We start from the raw sequence: 20,087 nt of genomic DNA, 5'->3' as shown, positions 1-20,087 counted from the left end.
TCAGAGCGACGCCTCGGTGAGAGCGCGCCGGCGCGCGTCCAGCTCGCGCAGCGCCAGACGGACCGCCCGCCCTTGTTCCGAATCGGCGGGAAGCCGCTGGATCGTGCCGAGCAACTCGTTCTTCTCCCGGTCGACCGCGCGCACCCGCAGCTTGCGCGCGAGCCCGCGTGTGTAGGCCGCGGCCTCCGCCTCCGTCAATGCAGGGAAATCGGCCGTCAGCAACTCCACCGCCAGCGACCGGTAGGGCTCGCGCACCGACTCCACCGCCCTCGACGCCCAGCCGATGCGTTTGCGGTCTCCCTGCGCGACGAGGGACTGGCGCACCGCGTCGAGAGCGGGGATCTGCATGGGTAGCGCGAGCGCGGCATCCACCTCCTCGCCGTCGACGAGGTGACCGTACTGCAGCACTCCCATGAGGGCGTCACGCTCCAGTGTTGCATCGGCGGTGCGCGGCAGCGTTCGCAGACTCATCCGGAGTGCGGGCTCGCCGACCGACGGCGTGGGAGCGGGGCCGTCGACCCCGGCCGTTGCGCTCACGGTCGACGAGGAGCGCGGGATGTCGCCCTCGCGGCGCACGCTCTCGCGAGCGGCGCGGTCGACCTCGCGCCGCACATCCTCGGTGTCCATCCCGAGGCGGCGGGCCAGCACGCGGGTGTACTCCGGCTGCAGCAGCGGGTCGCGCAGCTCACCCACGACCGGTGCGGCGGCTCGCAGGGCCCCGACGCGGCCCTCGACGCTCGCGAGATCGAACCCCGAGAGGCGCTGATCGATGACGAACTCGAACATCGGAACCTTCGTGTCGAGCATCGCACGCACCGCCGCGTCGCCGCGCTCGAGTCGCAGATCGCAGGGATCCAGTCCCTGCGGGCCGGTCGCCACATAGGTCTGCGCGTTGAAGCGCTTCGCGTCGGCGAAGGCGCGCAGGGCCGCTTTCTGCCCCGCGGCATCGGGGTCGAACGTGAACACGACGTCGCCGGCGGCGCTGTCATCGCCCATGACCCGTCGCAGGACCGTGATGTGGTCGGAGCCGAACGCCGTCCCGCAGGTGGCCACCGCCGTCGTGACGCCCGCCAGATGGCAGGCCATCACGTCGGTGTATCCCTCGACGACGACGACGCGGTGCGAACGTGAGACATCCTTCTTCGCGAGGTCCAGGCCGTAGAGCACCTGCGCCTTCTTGTAGATCGTGGTCTCGGGCGTGTTGAGGTATTTCGGACCCTGGTCGTCGTCGTAGAGACGGCGCGCCCCGAAACCGATCGTCTGGCCGGTCAGATCGCGAATCGGCCACACGACACGGCCACGGAAGCGGTCGTACACGCCGCGCTGGCCTTGGGAGACGAGCCCCGCGGCCGACAGCTCCTCGTCCGTGAAGCCCTGGCTGTGCAGCGCGTCGCGAAGGTTGTTCCAACCCTTCGGCGCGTAGCCGACACCGAAGTGGGCCGCGGCTCCTGCGTCGAAGCCGCGTTCACCGAGAAAGCGGCGGCCGGCGTCGGCCTCCGGAGACGACAGCTGCGTGCGGAACCACTCCGCAGCGGCCGAGTTGGCCTGATAGAGACGCGTGCGGCCGCTGGTCTCCGGCGCCGCGCCGCCGTCTTCGTAGTGGAGCGTATAGCCGATGCGCGCGGCCAGGCGTTCGACCGCCTCGGTGAAGGACAGGTGGTCCATGGCGCGCAGGAAGGAGTAGACATCGCCCGACTCGCCGCACCCGAAGCAGTGGTAGTAGCCGACCTGCGGGCGCACGTGGAAGCTCGGGCTTCGTTCGTCGTGGAAGGGGCACAGGCCCTTCAGCGACCCGACGCCGGCTGACTTGAGGGCGACCCGCTCGCCGACGATGTCACCGATGTTGGTGCGGGCCTTGACCTCGTCGACGTCGGATTGCCGGATCCGTGCCATCAGTGACCCTCCGCCGGCCACAGCCCGGCGAGCGGCTCGGGAAGAGCGAAACCGCTGGGGGCGATCGTGCGGTCGTCGCCGGAGCGCAGGCCGAGCTCGCGCAGATCGACCGGGCCGATCAGTCGGGCATGCCACTCGATGGCGAAGCGATCGGTGAGGCTCGCGACCTGGTCGACGACCACGCGCTTGCGGGCGGCATCGGTGGATGCCGCGGCGAAGTCCTCCGCGTGCAGCCGGTCGAGGTGCTCGGGACGCTCCCACAGTGCGGTGGCGAGGCGCTTGAGCACGCGACGCTGTTCCTTGTACAGCCCGCGGCGACCGTCGATCGTGACCACGAAGGCGCCGATGATGCCCTTGAGCACGGCCATCTCGGCCTCGATCACCCGCGGCACGATGACGCGGCCGCGGTAGCGCGTGAGCACCGGCACCGAGTAGTGCTCGCGCGTCGCCGTCGTGGCTGCGCGCGCGAAGCGGCCGATGAGATCGGACGTGAGATTCTTCAGGCCGGCCAGTGCGGCGCGAGAGCCGTCGAATCCGGTGAGCCACTCCGGCATGCGTGTGAGCCGGTACAGCGCGTCCGCCAGCTCGTCGCGGGTGAAGCCGAAGCCCACCCACGCCTGGATCGCCGTCAGCAGAGCGTCATGCTCGCGCGCGTCGGCGAGGCGCGCCGGGTCGAGGTAGCCGTTGAGCACCGCGTCCTCGAAATCGTGCACGGAGTACGCGATGTCGTCGGAGAGGTCCATGACCTCTGCTTCGATGCAGCGCACGCGACCGGGCGCGCCGATGCGCATCCAGCGGAAGACATCCTCGTCCTCGGGGTAGACGCCGAACTTCTCTCGTCCACCGGGGTCGGGAACACCGTGCTCGACCGTCCACGGGTACTTGCACGTCGCGTCGAGGCTCGCGCGGGTCAGGTTGAGCCCCACGCTGCGCCCCCCGGCATCCAGCACCTTCGGCTCGAGACGCGAGAGGATCCGCAGCGTCTGTGCGTTGCCCTCGAACCCTCCGATGTCCTCGGCCCAGTCGTTCAGAGCGCGCTCCCCGTTGTGGCCGAAGGGCGGATGGCCGATGTCGTGGCTGAGGCAGGCCGTGTCGACCACGTCGGGTGACAGCTCCAGGGCGATCGCCAGCTCGCGGCCCACCTGAGCGACTTCGAGGGAGTGCGTCAGTCGGTTTCGCGCGAAGTCCGCAGGGCTCGCGGGGCTGAGCACCTGGGTCTTCGAGGCGAGGCGGCGCAGGGCCGCCGAGTGGAGCACTCGAGCGCGATCGCGGGCGAACCCGTCTCGCTGGGATCGATGCTGTTCGGGGACGAAACGGTCGGCATCGTGGTCGTCGTAGCCAGCGGGTCGGCCCGAGGCGATGCCGACGCTGCTGCCGTCAGCCGCCACTGGTGTCGACCTCCGCGTCAGCCAGCGCGCGCGCGGCGTCGCCGCTCATATCGCGGCTGAGCAGCCACCCGTCGGGCAGTGCCGGGCGCTTGGGCGTGCCGGCACGACCGCGCTGGCCCTCGGCGGCGGCGCCCGGGTAGGGGGCGTCGAGATCCAGCGTCGCGAGCAGATCGTCGATCTCGGTGAGGCTCGACACGGTCGCCAGCTGTGCGCGCGTCTCGCCCCCGACGGGGTAGCCCTTGAAGTACCAGGCGACGTGCTTGCGGATGTCGCGGCATCCGCGACCCTCGTCCTCGAAGAACTCGACGAGCAGCTCGGCATGACGGCGGAACGCGGCCGCGACGAAGCCCAGGGTCGCGTCGACGGGGGCGCCGTTGGCGGCATCCGGGCCGCCGAGGGCTCGCGCGAGGTCACCGAACAGCCACGGTCGACCGAGGCACCCACGGCCGACCACGACACCGTCGCACCCGGTCTCGGTCATCATGCGTGCCGCATCCTCCGCTGACCAGATGTCGCCGTTGCCGAGAACGGGGATGCTCGTCACCGCCTGCTTCAGAGCGCTGATCGCCGACCAGTCGGCCTGGCCGGAATAGAACTCCGCGGCCGTGCGCGCGTGGAGGGCCACCGCGGCGACGCCCGCATCCTCCGCGATGCGGCCGGCGTCGAGGAACGTGAGGTGGTCGGAGTCGATTCCCTTGCGCATCTTGACGGTGAGCGGCACGTCGCCGGCGGCGCGTGCGGCGCGCGTGACGATCTCGCGGAACAGGCCGAGCTTCCACGGCAGTGCCGCTCCCCCGCCCTTGCGCGTGACCTTGGGCACGGGACAGCCGAAGTTGAGGTCGATGTGATCGGCGCGGTCCTCGTTGACGAGAAGTCGGACGGCCGCTTCGGTGGTCGCCGGGTCGACGCCGTAGAGCTGGATCGAGCGCGGAGTCTCCGACTCGTGGTGCGTGATCAAACGCATCGTGGTCGCGTTGCGCTCGACCAGGGCGCGAGTGGTGATCATCTCCGAGACGTAGAGTCCCGCGCCGTACTCGCGGCAGAGCCGACGGAAGGCGGTGTTGGTGATACCGGCCATCGGCGCGAGCACCACGGGTGCGTCGAGCGCGATGGGGCCGATGCGCAGCGCGGCGCCGGCTGAGACGGAGAGGGACATCCTGTCCATTCTCCCAGACTCACGCGGCCGGTGCGCCGGTCTGCGCCTCTATCGTGGACAACATGGCCGACACACAGACAGCGCAGCTTCGTGACATCCCCTACACCGACGCGACCGGCGCAGAGCACACCCTCTCCGAGTTCGGCGATCGCGCCGTTCTCATCGTCAACGTCGCATCCAAGTGCGGTCTGACGCCGCAGTACGAGCAGCTCGAAGAGCTGCAGCGCACCTATGGCGACCGGGGTCTGCAGGTCATCGGCTTCCCCTGCAACCAGTTCATGGGTCAGGAGCCGGGCTCCATGGAGGAGATCCTGGAGTACTGCGCCGTCACGTGGGGCGTCAGCTTCCCCATCATGGACAAGGTGCGGGTGAACGGCTCGCACGCCGCTCCCCTTTACAAGGCGCTGAAGAAGGCGAAGAACGTGGAGGGGGCGAAGGGCCCGGTCATGTGGAACTTCGAGAAATTCCTGGTCACGCCGACCGGCGAGGTGCACCGTTTCCGTCCGCAGACCAAGCCCGACGCGCCCGAGGTGATCGCGGCGATCGAGGCCAGCCTCCCCGCCTGAGCCCTGCTGCGGCCCGTTTCGACTCGCTGCGCTCGCTCAACGACCGGAGAGGTTCGTTGCCGGTCGTTGAGCGAGGAGCGTAGCGACGAGTCGAAACGCGACGTCTCAGGCGTCCTGCTTCTCCGCCCACACCTGTCGGGTGATCTGTGCGAACGCGTCGGCCGGCTGCGCGCCGCTCACGCCGTACTTGCCGTCGATCACGAAGAACGGCACGCCCTGGATGCCGTAAGCCTGCGCCTGTGCCTGATCGGCGCGCACATCGGCCAGATGTCGGCCCGATTCGAGTGCGTCACGCACGTCCGAGGCATCCAGGCCGACCTCCACGGCGAGGTCGACGAGGTCGTCGACGCGTCCGACGTGCTTGCCCTCGGTGAAGTATGCGGACATGAGGCGCTCGGCCATCTCGTACTGACGCCCCTGCGCCTTCGCGAAGTGCAGCAGTTCGTGCGCCTTCACGGTGTTGGTGTGCTGCAGCAGATCGAAGCGGTACTCGAGCCCGGAGTTCGCGGCGACGCCGGTGACCTGGTCGAGCATCTCGCGCACGCGCTCTCGCGGCATTCCCTTGTGTCCGGCAAGGAAGTCGACCTCGTCGCCCTCGAAGTCGACCGGAGTGTCGGGAGAGAGCTCGAAGGAGTGGAAGGTCACGTCGACCTGCGGGGCGTCGGTGTCGGCCGCCGTCTGAGCGAGGCCGGCCTCGAGATTGCGCTTGCCGATGTAGCACCACGGGCAGGCGATGTCACTCCACACGTCGATGGTGATCTTGTCTGTCATGTCGGGTGCAACTCTCCGCGGGCGTCGGTCTATTCCGCTGCGTCAGCGGTGGGAGCATCGATCGCGCCGCCGAATCGGCGGCTGCGACCCAGATACAGCTCGATCGCGCCCCACAGATCCGTGCGCGAGAAGTCTGGCCAGAGCGTGTCGAGGAACACCATCTCGGCGTAGGCCGACTCCCACAGCAGGAAGTTCGAGGTGCGTTGCTCGCCGCTGGAGCGCAGGAAGAGGTCGACGTCGGGCATGTCCGGAACGTACAGGTGCGTGCGCAGCGTCTTCTCCGTGATCGCCGACGGCTTCAGCCGCCCCGCGGCGATCTGTTCGCCCATCGCGCGCATCGCGTCGATGAGCTCGAGCCGGCCGCCGTAGTTGATGCACATCGTCAGGGTGAGCGTGTCGTTGCCGGCGGTGAGCTGCTCGGCGTACTGCAGCTCTTTGATGACCGATCCCCACAGGCGCGGCTTGCGGCCCGCCCAGCGGATGCGCACGCCCCATTCGTTCAACTGATCACGGCGGCGGTGCAGCACGTCGCGGTTGTAGCCCATCAGGAAGCGCACCTCTTCCGGTGAGCGGGCCCAGTTCTCGGTCGAGAAGGCGTAGACGCTGAGGTGTTTCACTCCGGCCTGGATCGCGCCGGCCACGACGTCGAGAAGCACCTCCTCGCCCGCCCGGTGTCCTTCGATTCGTGTCAGTCCCCGGCGGTTGGCCCACCGTCCGTTGCCGTCCATCACGATCGCAACGTGGTTCGGCACACCGCCCTTCGGAAAACGCGGCGGATGGATGCCGGTCCAATCGAGGGGGCGGTACGGCACGGCATCGCGATGCGTGTAGGGCTTGGGGCTCAACGGGTGCTCTCCACATGGGACAGGGAACGGATGCCGCGCTCGAGATGCCACTGCGCGTAGGCGGCGACGAGGCCGGATGCCGAGGCGGTGGCGGCGTGGGTCGCGGCATCCACGACATCCCATTCTCCCGCGACGAGGGCGCGCAGCAGCGCACCCGTCTCCGGACGAAGGCGCGCCGAGCCGGCCGGAGCGCAGTCGCCGCAGACGACGCCGCCGAGCTGCGCGACGAACCAATCGTGCGGGCCGGCCGCGCCGCATCGCGCGCAATCGAAGAGGGCGGGAGCCCAGCCCGACAGCGACATCGCGCGCAGCAGGTACGAGTCGAGGACGGAACGCGACTCCCGTCCGCCCTGGGCGAGGGTGCGCAGTCCTCCCACGAGCAGCAGGTACTGCTGGGGGGTGGCTTCGGCTTCGTTCAGCCGGTCGGCGGTCTCGACCATGGCGTGCGCAGCCGTGTAACGGTCGTAGTCCGCCACGATCGCGGCCCCGTAGGAGCCGAGCGACTCGGCCTGCTGCACGATGTCGAGCGAGCGCCCCTGGTAGAGCTGGACGTCGGCGACCATGAACGGCTCGAGGCGGGCCCCGAACTTCGACGACGTGCGGCGCACACCCTTTGCGACAGCGCGTACCTTGCCGTGGCGACGGCTGAGCATGGTCACGATGCGGTCCGCTTCACCCAGCTTGTGGGTGCGCAGGACCACGACCTCGTCGCGGTAGGTGGGCACCCCTCGATTATCCCCGCCGGTGCCGACATCGGGCGGCATTGGAGACAATGGTCAGGTGACGGAACAGTTGTTCGTGATCCCCCTCTGGGCCGACCTCCTCGCCGTGGGACTCGGCGGTGTACAGGGCGCGCTGTTCTCGTCGGGCTTCGTCGGACAGCGCCGACTCGACCTGCTCGGCGTCGTCATCGTCGGCACCGTGATGGGCATGGGTGGCGGCATCATCCGCGACCTCCTGCTCAACGTCGAACCCGCGACGCTGAAGAGCAACTGGTACCTGATCACGGCCGTCGGCGCGGCTCTGGTCGGCATGCTGCTGGCCAACATCTTCGAGCGCCTCAACGCGGTGATCGTGGCCCTTGACGCCGTGGTGATCGGTCTGTTCGGTGCCTTCGGCACCTCCAAGGCGCTGGCGCTCGGCCTTCCCCCCGTCCCGGCGGTCTTCGTCGGGGTCTGCGCCGCGGTGGGCGGCGGCATTCTTCGCGACGTGATCATGGGCCTGCCGGTGGCGATCATGCACGTCGGATCGCTGTACGCCGTCGCGGCCGCGGTCGGCTGCGCGTTGCTCGCGTTCGCACACGCCGTCGGTGCGCCGCTGGTGGCCGCGGCGATCGCCTCGGTCGTGGTCACGACCGTGATCCGACTGCTCGCGGTCATCTTCGACATCTCGCTGCCCGAACAGCGCGCGCTGTACCGGCGCAAAGTCGCGGTGGAGACCAGCGCGATCCCGATCATCCGGCCCTGAGGCGTTTCGACGCGCTGCGCTCCCCCGACGACCGAGGAGCGCAGCGACGAGTCGAAACGCGGCGTCAGACGGCGGCGAGCGAGCCGGAGCGCTCGCGCGTACGGATGGCGCGGTTCACGCAGGAGACGATCGCCTTCAGCGACGCGGTCGAGATGTCACCGTCGATGCCGACGCCCCACAAGCGCTCACCATCGACCTGCAGCTCGACGTACGACGCGGCCTGCGCGTCGCCCCCGGCGCTGAGCGTGTGCTCGACGTAGTCGTAGAGCGTGATGTCGAAGCCCTGCGCACGCACGACTTCCAGGAAAGCCGATACGGGGCCGTTGCCGACGCCGCGTGTGGCAACGGTCTCCTCGCCGTCGCGGAGGGTGACCTCGAGCGAAACCTCGCCCGACATGTCGCTCTGCGTCCGCGTGGACAGCAACTCGAACCGCCCCCACTTCTCGTCCGCCTCACGCGCAGGCAGATACTCATCCGTGAAGATCGCCCAGATCTGGTCGCTGGAGACTTCGCCGCCTTCGGCATCCGTCTTGGCCTGCACCACACCGGAGAACTCGATCTGGAGCTTGCGAGGCAGATCCAGCGCGTGGTCCGTCTTCAGCAGGTAGGCGACGCCGCCCTTGCCGGACTGCGAGTTGACGCGGATCACGGCCTCGTAGGAGCGACCGAGATCCTTCGGGTCGATCGGCAGGTACGGCACCGCCCACTCGATGTCGTCGACGGTGACCCCGGATGCCGCGGCCCGCGCCTCCATGGCCTCGAACCCCTTCTTGATCGCATCCTGGTGCGAGCCGCTGAATGCGGTGAAGACGAGGTCGCCGGCCCAGGGGCTGCGCTCGGGGACGGGCAGCTGATTGCAGTACTCGGCCGTGCGCTTGACCTGGTCGATGTCGCTGAAGTCGATCTGCGGGTCGATGCCCTGCGTCAGCATGTTGATGCCCAATGCGACGAGATCGACGTTGCCGGTGCGCTCCCCGTTTCCGAACAGGCAGCCCTCGATGCGGTCTGCTCCGGCCATGTAGCCGAGCTCGGCGGCGGCGATGGCCGTCCCGCGGTCGTTGTGGGGGTGCAGCGAGATGATGACGTTCTCGCGGTGCGCGAGGTGACGGCCCATCCATTCGATCGAGTCGGCATAGACGTTGGGCGTGGCCATCTCGACCGTTGCCGGCAGGTTGATGATGACCTTGCGCTCAGGAGTGGGCTCGAAGATCTCGATCACCTGGTTGCAGATGTCGACGGCGAACTCCAGCTCGGTGCCGGTGTAGGACTCGGGCGAGTACTCGTAGTACACGGCGGTCTCGGGGATGCGCTTCTCGAACTCACGGCACAGCCGTGCCCCGTTCAGAGCGATGTCGATAATGCCCTGCTTGTCGCTGCGGAAGACGACCTCGCGCTGCAGGACGCTCGTCGAGTTGTAGAGGTGCACGATCGCCTGCTTCGCTCCGGCGATCGCCTCGTAGGTGCGCTCGATCAGGTGCTCACGCGCCTGCGTCAGCACCTGGATGGTCACGTCGTCGGGGATCAGGTTCTCTTCGATCAGCTGACGGACGAAGTCGAAGTCGGTCTGGCTCGCGGAGGGGAAGCCGACCTCGATCTCCTTGTAGCCCATGCCCACGAGCAGCTCGAACATGATGCGCTTGCGCTCGGGGCTCATCGGGTCGATGAGGGCCTGATTGCCGTCGCGCAGGTCGACGGCGCACCAGCGCGGAGCCGTCGTGATGCGGGCATCGGGCCAGGTGCGGTCGGGCAGGTCGACGCGGATCTGCTCGTGGAACGGGCGGTACTTGTGGATCGGCATGCCGGAAGGCTGCTGCATGTTCTTCATGGGGTTCGCTTCTCTTCGTCAGATGGTGCGGGCCGAGTGTCAGACGATGACAAGCTCCGCGACGAGGAGGGCCCTAGAACGAGGTCTCGTCGCGGCGGCTAAGAAGGAGGCCGAACGCGCGCATGGGGACAGCGTACACCTGTCCGCCGAACTCGACGAAACTCACGGGACCAGTGCCAGGGCTCCCCCGGCGTGTCCCTCGGCCAACAGGGCGAGCGCCGCAGGCGCATCGGTGAGGGGGAACGTACGTGCCACCGGGACGGCCAGAGTGCCGGCGTTCGCGGCCGCGATCAGGCCTGCCCGCGCCGCGTCGCGGAAGCGCGCGCTGTCGGGCAGTGCCCCGGCGATCCAGTGGAATCCGTCGGCTTTCGCCCGCGACGGCGACACGATCGTCACGATCCGAGCACGGTCGGCGACCAGCGCGAGCGACACGTCGATGGCCTCATCCGTCCCGACAGCATCCAGCGCCGCGACGATGGGGACGTCACCGGCGATCGCGACCGCCCGCTCGAAGAGCCCCGGTCCGTAGGCGACGGGCTCGCCGCCGAAGCGCCGCACGCGCTCGAACGAGCTTTCGGCCGCCGTGCCGATGACATGGATGCCGCGCAGCGCCGCCAACTGCAGCACGGCGACGCCCACGGCACCCGACGCGCCGTGCAGGAGGATCGTCTCTCCCGGCTTCGCCGCGACGACGTGCAGCATCTCCGCGGCGGTCGTGCCGGTCAGCAGCAGATTCGCCGCCTCCGGATGGCTGAGCGGCTCAGGCTTGTGGAACACCTTCGCGGCATCCACCGTCATCTCCGTCGCATAGCCGCCCTGCACGCGGAAGGCGACGACCTCGTCACCTTTCGCCGCGGGTCCCGACCCGATCTCCGTATCGAGACCGATCGCGGTGATCTCGCCCGACACCTCGTACCCGATCGGCACAGGCCAGGACTGCCCGTTCTCGGCGGCGACGTGCTTGGCGTCGGCGGGGTTCATGCCCGCCGCGCGCACGCGGATCGTCACCTCTCCGGGGGCCGGGGCGGGAACCTCGACCTCGGCGAGTTCCCACGTCTCGGGCCCACCGGCCCGTACCGCCCGCCACTGCCGTGCCGTCGTGTGCGTCATGTCAGAATCCCAGCCTTCCGAGTTGCTTCGGATCGCGTTGCCATTCCTTGGCGACGCGCACGTGCAGCTTCAAGAACACCTTGGTGCCCACGAGCGGTTCGATCTGGGCGCGGGCGCGCGCGCCGACCGACGCGAGGCGCGAGCCCTTGTGCCCGATGATGATGGCCTTCTGGCTGTCGCGCTCGACGACGAGGTTCGCGTAGATGTCGGTCAGCTCGCCCTCGTCGCGGCGGGAGATGTCGTCGATCGTGACGGCGATCGAGTGCGGCAGTTCGTCTCGAACGCCTTCCAGCGCCGCCTCGCGGATGATCTCGGCGATGCGGTCCTCCAGCGACTCATCCGTGACGACACCGTCCTCGTAGAGGGCGGGTCCTTCGGGCATGAGCGTCAGCAGCTCGTCGGCGAGCACGTCCAGCTGCTCGTTCGCGACGGCGGAGATGGGGATGACGGCATCCCAGTCCTCGCGCAGACTGTCGACCTCCATCAGTCGTTCGGTGATCTCGTCGCGCGATGCGATGTCGGTCTTCGTGACGATGGCGACCTTCTTCGCGCGGGGGTACCCGTCGAGGGATGCCGCGATACGCCGGTCGCCCGGACCCACCTTCTCCGTGGCCGGCACGAGGAAGCCGATCGCGTCCACGTCGCCGAGGACCTGCTCGACGAGGTCGTTCAGGCGCTGGCCGAGCAGCGTGCGCGGCTTGTGGATGCCGGGGGTGTCGACGATGACGAGCTGGCCGGCGGGGCGGTTGACGATGCCGCGGATCGCGCGCCGCGTCGTCTGTGGCTTGTCGGAGGTGATCGCGACCTTCTCACCCACCAGGGCGTTCGTCAGCGTGGACTTGCCGACGTTGGGTCGGCCGACGAAGGTGACGAACCCGGAGCGGGTCTGCGGGCTGGCGGTCATCGGTGGGAGTCCTCCCGATCGGTGCGGTTGTCGTCGCCGAAGGCGGCGTCGACGGCGAGCAGGCTGTCGGTGGGTTCGACGAACACGGTGGCCAGGCCTCGTCCGCGTCCGCGGGAGGCCCCTCCCGTCAGCCGCAGCCCGGAGTACTCCGCGGTCGCCCCCGGCAGGGGCACGCGGCCGAGCAGCTTGCCCAGCAGGCCGCCGATCGAGTCGACGTCCTCGTCCTCCAGCTCCAGGCCGAACAACTCCCCGACCTCGTCGAGTCCCAGTCGTGCGCTCACGCGGAAACGTCCCTCGCCGAGGTCGACGATCTCGTTGGAGCGGGCATCGTACTCGTCGGAGATCTCGCCGACGAGCTCCTCGATGAGGTCTTCGAGGGTCACGAGTCCCGACACGCCGCCGTACTCGTCGACGACGAGACAGACGTGCACGGCATCCCGCTTCATCTGCTGCAGGAGCGTCTCGGCCTTCATCGACTCCGGGACAAAGACGGCGGGGCGGGCGATCTGTGCGACCGGCGCGTCACGCCATGCTGTCTCGTCGCGATACGCGAACTGCACGAGGTCTTTGAGGTAGACGACGCCGGTGATGTCGTCGGCCTCGCCGTCGGCGACGGGCACGCGCGAGACGCCCTTGTCGAGGAAGAGCTGCATCGCCTGCTGCGTGGTGGCGGCGGCATCCATCGTCACCATGTCGGTGCGCGGAACCATCACCTCGCGCACGTACGTGTCGGTGAACTCGAACACGGAGTGGATGAGCTCGCGGTCGTCCTCCTCGATGAGGTCCTGGGACGCGGCCTCGTCGACCATGCTCAGCAACTGCTCCTCGCTGGCGAACGACGCTCCGCGATGGATGCCGGGGGTCACGCGGTTGCCGACGATGACGAGCAGGTGCGCGAGGGGGCCGAGGACGATGCGCGCGCCGCGCACGAGCGGGGCGCACGCCCGCAGCAGTCCGCGCGCGTGCTGGCGGCCCACGGCGCGAGGGCTCGCCCCGACCAGGACGAACGACACCACGGTCATCAGCACCGCAGCGGCCAGCATAGCCCACCAGATGCTGTCGAACGCGATCGTGAACGCCACGGTCACGACGACGGCCGCCGTCGTCTCGGCGAGGATCCTGATGAATACGACGGCGTTGCCGTGCGCTTCGGGATCGGCGCCGATCCGGCCAAGAGCGGCCGCGCTGCGTCCTGTCGTCGCCATCTCGGCGAGGTCGGCGCGCGAGGTGACGCCGAGCGCCGCATCCAGCGCCGCCATCAGACCGCCGAGCGCGACCAGGAGGGCTGCCGCGATGAGGAGGAGGATCTCTGTCATGCGCGTCGTCGGCGCTCCGACGCGTGGAATGCCGCAATCAGATCGCGCTGCAGACCGAACATCTCGCGCTCTTCCTCGGGCTCGGCGTGATCGAAGCCCAGGAGGTGCAGCAGTCCGTGCGTGGTGAGCAGGATCAGCTCGTCGACGGTCGTGTGGCCCGCCGCCTGGGCCTGCGTCTCGGCGACCTGGGGGCAGAGCACGATGTCGCCGAGCAGACCCGGCGGCGTGGGCTGCTCCTGCGTTCCCGGTCGCAACTCGTCCATGGGGAAGCTGAGCACATCGGTGGGACCCGGTTCGTCCATCCACTGCACGTGCAGGGCCTCCATCGCGCCCTCGTCGACGAGGAGGATCGCGACATCGGCATCCGGACTGACGTGCAGCTCGGCGAGGTTGTTCTCGGTCAGACGCAGCAGCACGGTCTCGTCGATCTCGACGCCGGACTCATTGGTGATCTCGATGGTCATGAGCGTCCTCGCTGTGTTCCGTGGGGGCCTTGGTGTCCCCGGTTGTCCCGGGGCGGCAGGTGGTCTCTCGGTCCGCTGGAGCGCGGGATGCCGCTGCGCCGCTCGGCGCGGTTGGCGAACTCGGCGGCCTCGTCGCGCTCTCGCCGCGCGGCGAGACGCTGCTCGTCGTACACGCTGTACGCGTCGACGATCCGGCCGACGAGGCTGTGGCGCACCACGTCCTCACTCGTCAGCATCGCGAAGTGGATGTCGTCGATGTCCTTCAGCACGCGGGTGACCAGCCGCAGCCCCGAGGCTCCTTGCGGCAGGTCGACCTGCGTGATGTCACCGGTCACGACCATGTGGGTGCCGAAGCCCAGACGCGTGAGGAACATCTTCATCTGCTCCGGCGTCGTGTTCTGGGCCTCGTCGAGGACGACGAACGAGTTGTTGAGCGTCCGCCCGCGCATGTACGCCAGCGGAGCGACCTCGATCGTGCCCGACGCCATGAGCTTGGGGACGATCTCGGGGTCCATCATCTCGTTGAGCGCGTCGTAGAGCGGGCGCAGGTACGGGTCGATCTTGTCGGTCAGGGTGCCGGGCAGAAAGCCCAGGCGCTCCCCCGCCTCCACCGCCGGTCGAGTCAGAATGATGCGGTCGACTTCCTTGCGCTGCAGGGCCTGAACGGCCTTCGCCATCGCGAGGTAGGTCTTTCCGGTTCCGGCAGGACCGATGCCGAAGACGATCGTGTTCTCGTCGATCGCGTCGACATACCGCTTCTGACCGAGCGTCTTCGGGCGGATCGTGCGCCCGCGCGAGCTGAGGATCGCCTCGCCGAGCACTTCTGACGGGCGTTCGCCGGTGTCGGCGCGGAGAATACGGTTCGAGGTCTGCACGTCGGAGGGTTCGAGACCTTGACCTGCGCGGGCCATGGCGATCAGCTCGTCGACCAGAGCGCGGGCGCGGGCGACGGAGGCGGGAATGCCGGTCAGTGTGATCTCATTGCCGCGCACGTGCACCTGCACGTCGGGGTGTTCGCGCTCCACGACCCGCAGCAGCCGGTCCTGCGGTCCGAGCAGCTGGACCATCGCCACGCCGTCGGCGAGAATCCGGTCGACGGCGGGTGCGGTCGCGTTCGCGTCGTCGGTGGAATCAGCCACCGAGGCTCCCCTCGTCCAGTCCTCCCGCGAGCACGTGCGCGTGGACGTGGAACACGGTCTGGCCGGCGGCCGGACCGGTGTTGAACACGAGGCGGAAGTCGCCGTCGGCGTGTTCGGCGGCGAGCGTGTTCGCCAGCCCCACCATCTCGCTCATGAGAGCCGGGTCGGATGCGGCGAGCTCGACGACGTCGCGGTAGGCGGCGCTCTTGGGGATCACCAGCAGGTGCACCGGTGCCTGTGGTGCGATGTCGCGGATCGCGAACACGTTCTCGGTCTCGGCAAGGATCTCGGCCGGGATCTCGCCCTCCAGGATGCGCGTGAAGATGGACGGTTCGCTCATACTCCGAGTGTAGTCAGCGCCCATCACCAGCGGCCGAGGCGGGCGTTGACCACGGCGAGGGCAGCCGGTCCCGCGGTGGAGGTGCGCAGCACCGTGTCGCCGAGGCGGACGGCGATGGCTCCGGCATCCGCGAGCGCGTCGAGTTCGTCGGGAGCGATGCCGCCTTCGGGGCCGACGACGAGAACGATCTCCGCGCCGTCGGCCACAGGGACGGCGCTCAAGGCCGTGGCGGCTGTGGGCTCCAGCACGAGAACGCGCGCGTCCGCGGCACGTGCGGCGAGGCCGGCGACGGACACCGGCGCCGACACGCGTGGAACCCACGGGCGGTGCGCCTGCTTGGCGGCTTCGCGGACGATGCTCTGCCAGCGTGCGACGCCCTTGATGGCCTTATCGTCGCTCCAGCGCGATACGCTGCGCGCGCCCTGCCACGGCACGATCTCGTCGACGCCGAGCTCGGTTGCCGCCTGCACCGCGAGCTCGTCGCGGTCGCCTTTCGCAAGCGCCTGAGCGAGCACCAGGCGCGGGCTGGGTGGCGCGGCGACGGTGCGGGCGGTCACCGTCACCGCGACGCGTTTGGGTGCGGATGCCGCGACGACACCGGTGAGCCAGACGCCGGCACCGTCGCCCACCGTCACCTCTTCGCCGACGCGGACGCGACGCACGACCGCCGCATGATGAGCCTCGGCACCGGCGATGATGATCTCGTCGCCCGGAGCGGCGTCGGCGACGGCGGGCCCGTCCGCCGACGGCTCGTCGACGAGGAAGTGCAGAGCCATCTCAGCCGCGGAACCGGTCGCGCAGCTTCGAGAACATGCCCTGGTGGAACTGCGCCAGGCGGGGAGCCGGGGCCTTCGTCCGCTTGGCGAAGTCCTCGATGAGTGCGCGCTCCTTGGCGTCGAGCTTCGTCGGCGTGACGACCTGCACGCCGACCCGCAGGTCGCCGCGGGTGCCGCCGCGCAGGGGCGTGATGCCGCGGCCCTTGATCGTCAGGACGTCACCGGACTGCACTCCGGAGCGCACCTCGAGGTCGACGTCGCCGTCCAGCGAGGAGATCGTGGTGTGCGTGCCGAGGATCGCATCGGGCATCGACACTTCGAGGGTGGCGAGCAGGTCATCGCCCTCCCGGCTGAAGACCTCGTGGGTCGCGACGGTGACCTCGAGGTAGAGATCGCCGTTCGGACCGCCCGCGGGGCCGACCTCCCCGGAGCCCGGCAGCTGCAGGCGGAGTCCGGTCTCGACGCCCCCGGGGATGTCGACCGAGACCGTCCGCCGCGCGCGGACGCGGCCCTGGCCCTGGCAGCTCGCGCACGGGTAAGGGATCGTGGTGCCGTAGCCCTGGCAGGTGGTGCAGGGCTGAGAGGTGACGACGTTGCCGAGGAGGCTGCGCACGGTGCGCTGCACCTGACCGGATCCGTGGCAGATGTCGCAGGTCGCCGGTTGCGTCCCGGGCTGGCAGCACGATCCCTGGCACGTCTCGCACAGCACCGCCGTGTCGACCTCGATGTCACGGTGGGTCCCGAACACGACGTCGCCGAGATCGAGGGTCACCCGTACCAGCGCATCCTGGCCGCGCTCACGGCGCGAGCGCGGCCGGCCGGCGCGCGCTCCGCCGCCGCCGAAGAAGGTCTCGAAGATGTCGCCGAAGCCGCCGAAACCCGCGCCGCCTCCGCCGAAGGGCGAGCTGTCGCCGCCCATGTCGTAGCGCTGGCGCTGCTCCGGGTCGCTGAGGACGTCGTAGGCGTGGGTCACGAGCTTGAAGCGCTCGGACGCGTCCGCTCCCGGGTTGACATCGGGGTGCAGTTCGCGCGCGAGACGCCGATACGCCTTCTTGATCTCGTCGGGGCTCGCATCGCGGGATACGCCCAGGACTTCGTAGTGGTCGGCCACAATCGCCTTTCCTGCCCTTGCGGGCGCGGGTCGGTGTTCGGGAGCGGATCGCTCAGCGGGACGTGTCGTCCTCGTCGAGCAGTCGGCTCAGATAGTGCGCGACGGCGCGGACCGCCGCGAGGTTGGTGGGGTAGTCCATTCGGGTGGGGCCGAGGAGGCCGACGCGCGCGCGTGCACCCGTCGCGTCGTACTCGCTCGTGAGGACCGAGGCTTCCGTGAGCCCGAAGGGCTCGTTCTCCCGGCCGATGCTCACCGCGAGTCCCTGGTCGTCGGCGACCATCTCGCCCATCAGACGCAGCAGGGTGACCTGCTCCTCGATGGCCTCCAGCAGCGGGTAGATGCTCCCGCGGAAGTCGCTCTCGCGCCGCGCGAGTGTCGCGCTCCCGGCCATCACGAGCCGGTCCTGGCGGAAGTCCTCCAGTTCCTCGCCGACGATCCGCGCGACGGTGCGCAGCGCGGCATCGATGCGGGTGCCGTCGGGGGCTGACGCCGAGAGTTCGACGATCGCGGCCGCAGCCTCCGCGACGGGCTTGCCCGTGACCAGCCGCGAGATCGCCGTCTTGACCTGCTGGGCGGCCTCTTCGGTGAGTTCCTCGGCGAGGAAGGCCACGCGCTGGGAGACCCGGCCGGTGTCGGTGACGACGATGACGACGACGCGTGCTCCGCCCAGGTGCACGAACTCGACGTGAGTGACGTTCGCGCGGGCGAATGACGGGTACTGCACGATGGCGACCTGGCCGGTGAGCTGTGTGAGGGCGCGCACGGTGCGCATCAAGAGTTCGTCGAGGTCGCCCGGGTCGGTGAGAAACGACGAGATCGCCGAACGCTGCGCCGTCGAGAGCGGGCGCAGCTCGGCGAGATGGTCGACGAACACGCGATATCCCTTGTCGGTGGGCACGCGTCCGGAGGATGTGTGCGGCGCTGCGATGAGCTCCTCGTCCTCCAGGAGCGCCATGTCGTTGCGGATGGTCGCGGCGGACACGCCGAACTGGTGCCGTTCGACGATCGCCTTGCTGCCGACGGGCTCGTGGGTGTCGACGTAGTCCTGCACGATCGCGCGGAGGACCTGCAGGCCGCGTTCCGAGACCATCGCTCCTCCTTATTGGCACTCAGGGTGATCGAGTGCCAATATTACCGCGATCGTGTGCTCAGGCGGTGAGGGCGCGCACCACGGCATCCGCCAGCAGACGTCCACGGCGAGTGAGGACGACGCGCCCGCGCACGGCGGATGATCCCTCGATGAGCCCATCGGCGATGAGCGCGGCCACCGCGTGGCGGCCCTCGCCGGTCAGCTCGGCCACCGCGATGCCCTCCGCGATGCGCGAGCGCAGCAGGACGTCCTCGAGTCGCCGTGCGGCGGCATCCGGGCGCTCGCGAGCAGCCGCAGGAGAGGTGCCGGCGGCGAGGCGCTGTGCGTATGCCGCGGGGTGCTTGACGTTCCACCATCGCAGTCCGTCGACATGACTGTGCGCCCCCGGCCCGTAGCCCCACCAATCCGTGCCGCGCCAGTATGCGAGGTTGTGGCGAGAGCGGTGGGCGGTGTCCGTCGCCCAGTTCGACACCTCGTACCAGCCGAATCCGTTCGCGGCGAACGTCGCGTCGGCCAGCTCGTACATGTCGGCCTGGAGGTCGTCATCCGGTGCGGCGAGCTCGCCGCGGCGGATCTGGCGCTCGAGCTTGGTGCCCTCCTCGATGATGAGCGCGTACGCGGAGATGTGATCCGGTCGCAGCGCCACGGCTGCCTCGATCGAGCGGCGCCAGTCGTCCAGCGACTCCCCCGGTGCACCGTAGATCAGATCGACGCTCACATCCAGGCCCGCCGCGCGTGCCGCGTGGACCGCGGTCTGCACCGAGGCGGGGTCGTGGGTGCGGTCGAGGGCGGCCAGCACATGCGGCACGGCCGACTGCATGCCGATCGACATGCGGGTCACGCCGGCCTCGGCGAGCTCGTGAGCCATCGCGACGGTCACGGTATCGGGATTGGCCTCGACGGTGACCTCGGCATCGGTCGTCAGCGCGAAGGCCGAGCGGATGCCGTCGAGCATCCGGGCCAGATCCCCCGCCGGCAGCAAGGTGGGTGTGCCGCCACCGAAGAACACCGTGGATGCCGCGCGCAGAGGCCCTTGCTGTGACAGCACGCCCCGTGACAGCTCGATCTCGCGGAGAACCTCGTCGGCGTACGCGTCCTGGCGAGCGCCACGCAGCTCTGTGGCCGTGTAGGTGTTGAAGTCGCAGTAGCCGCAGCGCACGCGGCAGAAGGGCACGTGCACGTACACGCCGAAATCACGGACCGGATCGATCACGATGTCAGACGGCAGCGCGCCGTCGATCGGAGCGGGGTCGCCGAGAGGAAGGGCGGAGCCCATCAGGCCGGCGTCGTGTACAGCGGTGAGAGGGCGCGCAGGTACCCGCGGAAGAGCTCGCGCCGGCGACGCTTCACCAGAGCCGGAACGACGCGGTAGAGCGTGGCGACGGGACGGTCGAAAGCGCGCACCGTGAACCGGACTTCGTCGTTGTCCGCCCAGGTCACGACGAACGATTCCTCGCCGCTGACGACGGAGTCCCCGACGGTTCCGAGAGCAAACCCCACGCGTCGCGGCTCTTCGATCGCGTAGATGACGCGCAGCTCACCGTCCGCGTTCATGCCCTTGACATGTCCCCGCACCCGCACGGTCGTTCCGGCCGCGACGTACGGCGTGCCGTCGGCGTCGAACCGCTGATCGGCGTCCATGCGGCTCGCCACCGTCGGATTGCCGTCGACGTCGTAGCCGACTCCCGTGTACATCGGGCCGGCAGCCGGACGCACGTCCGAGATCTCCAGCCCCGCACCGCGCAGCGCCGTCCACGAGAGCAGCGCGTCGGCCGATGACTCGAAGCGCGCCTGCCCGCTGCCGAGCAGCCAGGAGTCCTCCGCCGGAACGCTGTTCTCGGGCGGATAGCTCATGAGGTCGTGCGCCTGCGTGGCGCCGACGGCGGCATAGTCGACCGTGTCGTCCTGAAAGCTTCCGCGACGCAT

The 20,087-nt window shown here is 69.2% G+C and carries 20 protein-coding genes; 2 read left to right on the top strand and 18 right to left on the bottom strand.

The window, feature by feature from the left end; translation table 11 throughout:
* Genes dnaG through dusB form a run of 3 tightly spaced genes read right to left on the bottom strand, consistent with a single transcriptional unit; the run spans position 1 to position 4,437 of the window.
* Positions 1-1,893, bottom strand: coding sequence for a DNA primase (dnaG, locus tag CEP17_RS05005; protein WP_036318386.1), 1,893 nt, complete (start codon positions 1,891-1,893; stop codon positions 1-3).
* Positions 1,893-3,281 carry a deoxyguanosinetriphosphate triphosphohydrolase gene (locus CEP17_RS05000; protein WP_036318387.1) on the bottom strand — a complete coding sequence of 463 codons (1,389 nt, stop codon included), beginning with the start codon at positions 3,279-3,281 and terminating at the stop codon, positions 1,893-1,895. The genes dnaG and CEP17_RS05000 overlap by 1 nt, the downstream gene beginning before the upstream one ends.
* Positions 3,271-4,437, bottom strand: coding sequence for a tRNA dihydrouridine synthase DusB (gene dusB / locus CEP17_RS04995; RefSeq protein ID WP_112931473.1), 1,167 nt, complete (start codon positions 4,435-4,437; stop codon positions 3,271-3,273). Before dusB ends, CEP17_RS05000 begins: the two co-directional genes overlap by 11 nt.
* Positions 4,438-4,499: 62 nt before the next feature.
* On the opposite strand from dusB, the gene CEP17_RS04990 reads away from it, so the two are divergent.
* Positions 4,500-5,003 (top strand): glutathione peroxidase, encoded by a 504-nt coding sequence (locus tag CEP17_RS04990; RefSeq protein ID WP_036318388.1) that lies wholly within the window; start codon positions 4,500-4,502, stop codon positions 5,001-5,003.
* Positions 5,004-5,108: 105 nt separating this feature from the next.
* Here the strand turns inward: CEP17_RS04990 and CEP17_RS04985 are convergent, their stop codons facing one another.
* Genes CEP17_RS04985 through recO form a run of 3 tightly spaced genes read right to left on the bottom strand, consistent with a single transcriptional unit; the run spans position 5,109 to position 7,344 of the window.
* A complete protein-coding gene (locus CEP17_RS04985; RefSeq protein WP_036318389.1) occupies positions 5,109-5,774 on the bottom strand; it encodes a DsbA family oxidoreductase in 666 nt (221 codons plus the stop codon).
* A gap of 29 nt (positions 5,775-5,803) precedes the next feature.
* Complete coding sequence (locus CEP17_RS04980) at positions 5,804-6,619, bottom strand: isoprenyl transferase (protein WP_039415915.1); 816 nt, start codon at positions 6,617-6,619, stop codon at positions 5,804-5,806.
* Positions 6,616-7,344 (bottom strand): DNA repair protein RecO, encoded by a 729-nt coding sequence (recO, locus tag CEP17_RS04975; RefSeq protein WP_039415914.1) that lies wholly within the window; start codon positions 7,342-7,344, stop codon positions 6,616-6,618. Before recO ends, CEP17_RS04980 begins: the two co-directional genes overlap by 4 nt.
* A gap of 55 nt (positions 7,345-7,399) precedes the next feature.
* Here recO and CEP17_RS04970 point away from each other — a divergent pair, with 55 nt between their 5' ends.
* Positions 7,400-8,086, top strand: coding sequence for a TRIC cation channel family protein (locus tag CEP17_RS04970; RefSeq protein ID WP_036321079.1), 687 nt, complete (start codon positions 7,400-7,402; stop codon positions 8,084-8,086).
* A gap of 64 nt (positions 8,087-8,150) precedes the next feature.
* Here CEP17_RS04970 and leuA read toward each other — a convergent pair whose 3' ends face one another.
* The 12 genes from leuA to CEP17_RS04910 all read right to left on the bottom strand — a co-directional run bounded on the left by leuA (position 8,151) and on the right by CEP17_RS04910 (position 20,087).
* Positions 8,151-9,911 carry a 2-isopropylmalate synthase gene (leuA, locus tag CEP17_RS04965; RefSeq protein ID WP_112931472.1) on the bottom strand — a complete coding sequence of 587 codons (1,761 nt, stop codon included), beginning with the start codon at positions 9,909-9,911 and terminating at the stop codon, positions 8,151-8,153.
* Between the two features lie 162 nt (positions 9,912-10,073).
* Complete coding sequence (locus CEP17_RS04960) at positions 10,074-11,021, bottom strand: NADP-dependent oxidoreductase (RefSeq protein WP_036315536.1); 948 nt, start codon at positions 11,019-11,021, stop codon at positions 10,074-10,076.
* 1 nt (position 11,022) lies between these two features.
* Complete coding sequence (era, locus tag CEP17_RS04955; protein WP_112931471.1) at positions 11,023-11,925, bottom strand: GTPase Era; 903 nt, start codon at positions 11,923-11,925, stop codon at positions 11,023-11,025.
* Positions 11,922-13,241: a hemolysin family protein gene (locus CEP17_RS04950; protein ID WP_112931470.1), complete on the bottom strand. Its 1,320-nt coding sequence runs from the start codon at positions 13,239-13,241 to the stop codon at positions 11,922-11,924. The genes era and CEP17_RS04950 overlap by 4 nt, the downstream gene beginning before the upstream one ends.
* Entirely contained in the window at positions 13,238-13,705 is a 468-nt protein-coding gene (gene ybeY / locus CEP17_RS04945; protein WP_036315531.1) for an rRNA maturation RNase YbeY, read from the bottom strand. The genes CEP17_RS04950 and ybeY overlap by 4 nt, the downstream gene beginning before the upstream one ends.
* Positions 13,702-14,772, bottom strand: a complete 1,071-nt coding sequence (locus tag CEP17_RS04940; RefSeq protein WP_239498620.1) for a PhoH family protein — start codon at positions 14,770-14,772, stop codon at positions 13,702-13,704. The genes ybeY and CEP17_RS04940 overlap by 4 nt, the downstream gene beginning before the upstream one ends.
* Positions 14,773-14,836: 64 nt before the next feature.
* The gene (locus CEP17_RS04935; RefSeq protein WP_036315526.1) at positions 14,837-15,184 is read right to left on the bottom strand and encodes an HIT domain-containing protein; all 348 of its coding nucleotides are present in this window, start codon (positions 15,182-15,184) and stop codon (positions 14,837-14,839) included.
* Positions 15,185-15,207: 23 nt separating this feature from the next.
* On the bottom strand, positions 15,208-15,960 hold the full coding sequence (locus CEP17_RS04930; RefSeq protein ID WP_112931468.1) for a 16S rRNA (uracil(1498)-N(3))-methyltransferase: 753 nt from the start codon (positions 15,958-15,960) through the stop codon (positions 15,208-15,210).
* Between the two features lies 1 nt (position 15,961).
* Positions 15,962-17,071, bottom strand: a complete 1,110-nt coding sequence (dnaJ, locus tag CEP17_RS04925; protein WP_112931467.1) for a molecular chaperone DnaJ — start codon at positions 17,069-17,071, stop codon at positions 15,962-15,964.
* 52 nt (positions 17,072-17,123) lie between these two features.
* Complete coding sequence (gene hrcA / locus CEP17_RS04920) at positions 17,124-18,161, bottom strand: heat-inducible transcriptional repressor HrcA (RefSeq protein WP_112931466.1); 1,038 nt, start codon at positions 18,159-18,161, stop codon at positions 17,124-17,126.
* Positions 18,162-18,219: 58 nt separating this feature from the next.
* Positions 18,220-19,437 (bottom strand): radical SAM family heme chaperone HemW, encoded by a 1,218-nt coding sequence (gene hemW / locus CEP17_RS04915; protein ID WP_112931465.1) that lies wholly within the window; start codon positions 19,435-19,437, stop codon positions 18,220-18,222.
* Positions 19,437-20,087, bottom strand: coding sequence for a DUF1990 family protein (locus tag CEP17_RS04910; RefSeq protein WP_039415905.1), 651 nt, complete (start codon positions 20,085-20,087; stop codon positions 19,437-19,439). The genes hemW and CEP17_RS04910 overlap by 1 nt, the downstream gene beginning before the upstream one ends.

It is taken from the genome of Microbacterium sp. PM5 (genome assembly GCF_003293595.1).
Lineage (GTDB): Bacteria > Actinomycetota > Actinomycetes > Actinomycetales > Microbacteriaceae > Microbacterium.
Note: the sequence above shows the minus strand (reverse complement) of the source record. Positions and strands in the feature narration are given on the sequence as shown.

Excerpts from the sequence above, each read along its gene's own strand:
- dnaG (WP_036318386.1), bottom strand. The coding sequence starts at position 1,893 with ATGGCACGGATCCGGCAATCCGACGTCGACGAGGTCAAGGCCCGCACC.
- dusB (WP_112931473.1), bottom strand. The coding sequence starts at position 4,437 with ATGTCCCTCTCCGTCTCAGCCGGCGCCGCGCTGCGCATCGGCCCCATC.
- CEP17_RS04990 (WP_036318388.1), top strand. The coding sequence starts at position 4,500 with ATGGCCGACACACAGACAGCGCAGCTTCGTGACATCCCCTACACCGAC.
- CEP17_RS04985 (WP_036318389.1), bottom strand. The coding sequence starts at position 5,774 with ATGACAGACAAGATCACCATCGACGTGTGGAGTGACATCGCCTGCCCG.
- leuA (WP_112931472.1), bottom strand. The coding sequence starts at position 9,911 with ATGAAGAACATGCAGCAGCCTTCCGGCATGCCGATCCACAAGTACCGC.
- CEP17_RS04960 (WP_036315536.1), bottom strand. The coding sequence starts at position 11,021 with ATGACGCACACGACGGCACGGCAGTGGCGGGCGGTACGGGCCGGTGGG.
- era (WP_112931471.1), bottom strand. The coding sequence starts at position 11,925 with ATGACCGCCAGCCCGCAGACCCGCTCCGGGTTCGTCACCTTCGTCGGC.
- CEP17_RS04950 (WP_112931470.1), bottom strand. The coding sequence starts at position 13,241 with ATGACAGAGATCCTCCTCCTCATCGCGGCAGCCCTCCTGGTCGCGCTC.
- ybeY (WP_036315531.1), bottom strand. The coding sequence starts at position 13,705 with ATGACCATCGAGATCACCAATGAGTCCGGCGTCGAGATCGACGAGACC.
- CEP17_RS04940 (WP_239498620.1), bottom strand. The coding sequence starts at position 14,772 with ATGGTCCAGCTGCTCGGACCGCAGGACCGGCTGCTGCGGGTCGTGGAG.
- CEP17_RS04935 (WP_036315526.1), bottom strand. The coding sequence starts at position 15,184 with ATGAGCGAACCGTCCATCTTCACGCGCATCCTGGAGGGCGAGATCCCG.
- CEP17_RS04930 (WP_112931468.1), bottom strand. The coding sequence starts at position 15,960 with ATGGCTCTGCACTTCCTCGTCGACGAGCCGTCGGCGGACGGGCCCGCC.
- hrcA (WP_112931466.1), bottom strand. The coding sequence starts at position 18,161 with ATGGTCTCGGAACGCGGCCTGCAGGTCCTCCGCGCGATCGTGCAGGAC.
- hemW (WP_112931465.1), bottom strand. The coding sequence starts at position 19,437 with ATGGGCTCCGCCCTTCCTCTCGGCGACCCCGCTCCGATCGACGGCGCG.
- CEP17_RS04910 (WP_039415905.1), bottom strand. The coding sequence starts at position 20,087 with ATGCGTCGCGGAAGCTTTCAGGACGACACGGTCGACTATGCCGCCGTC.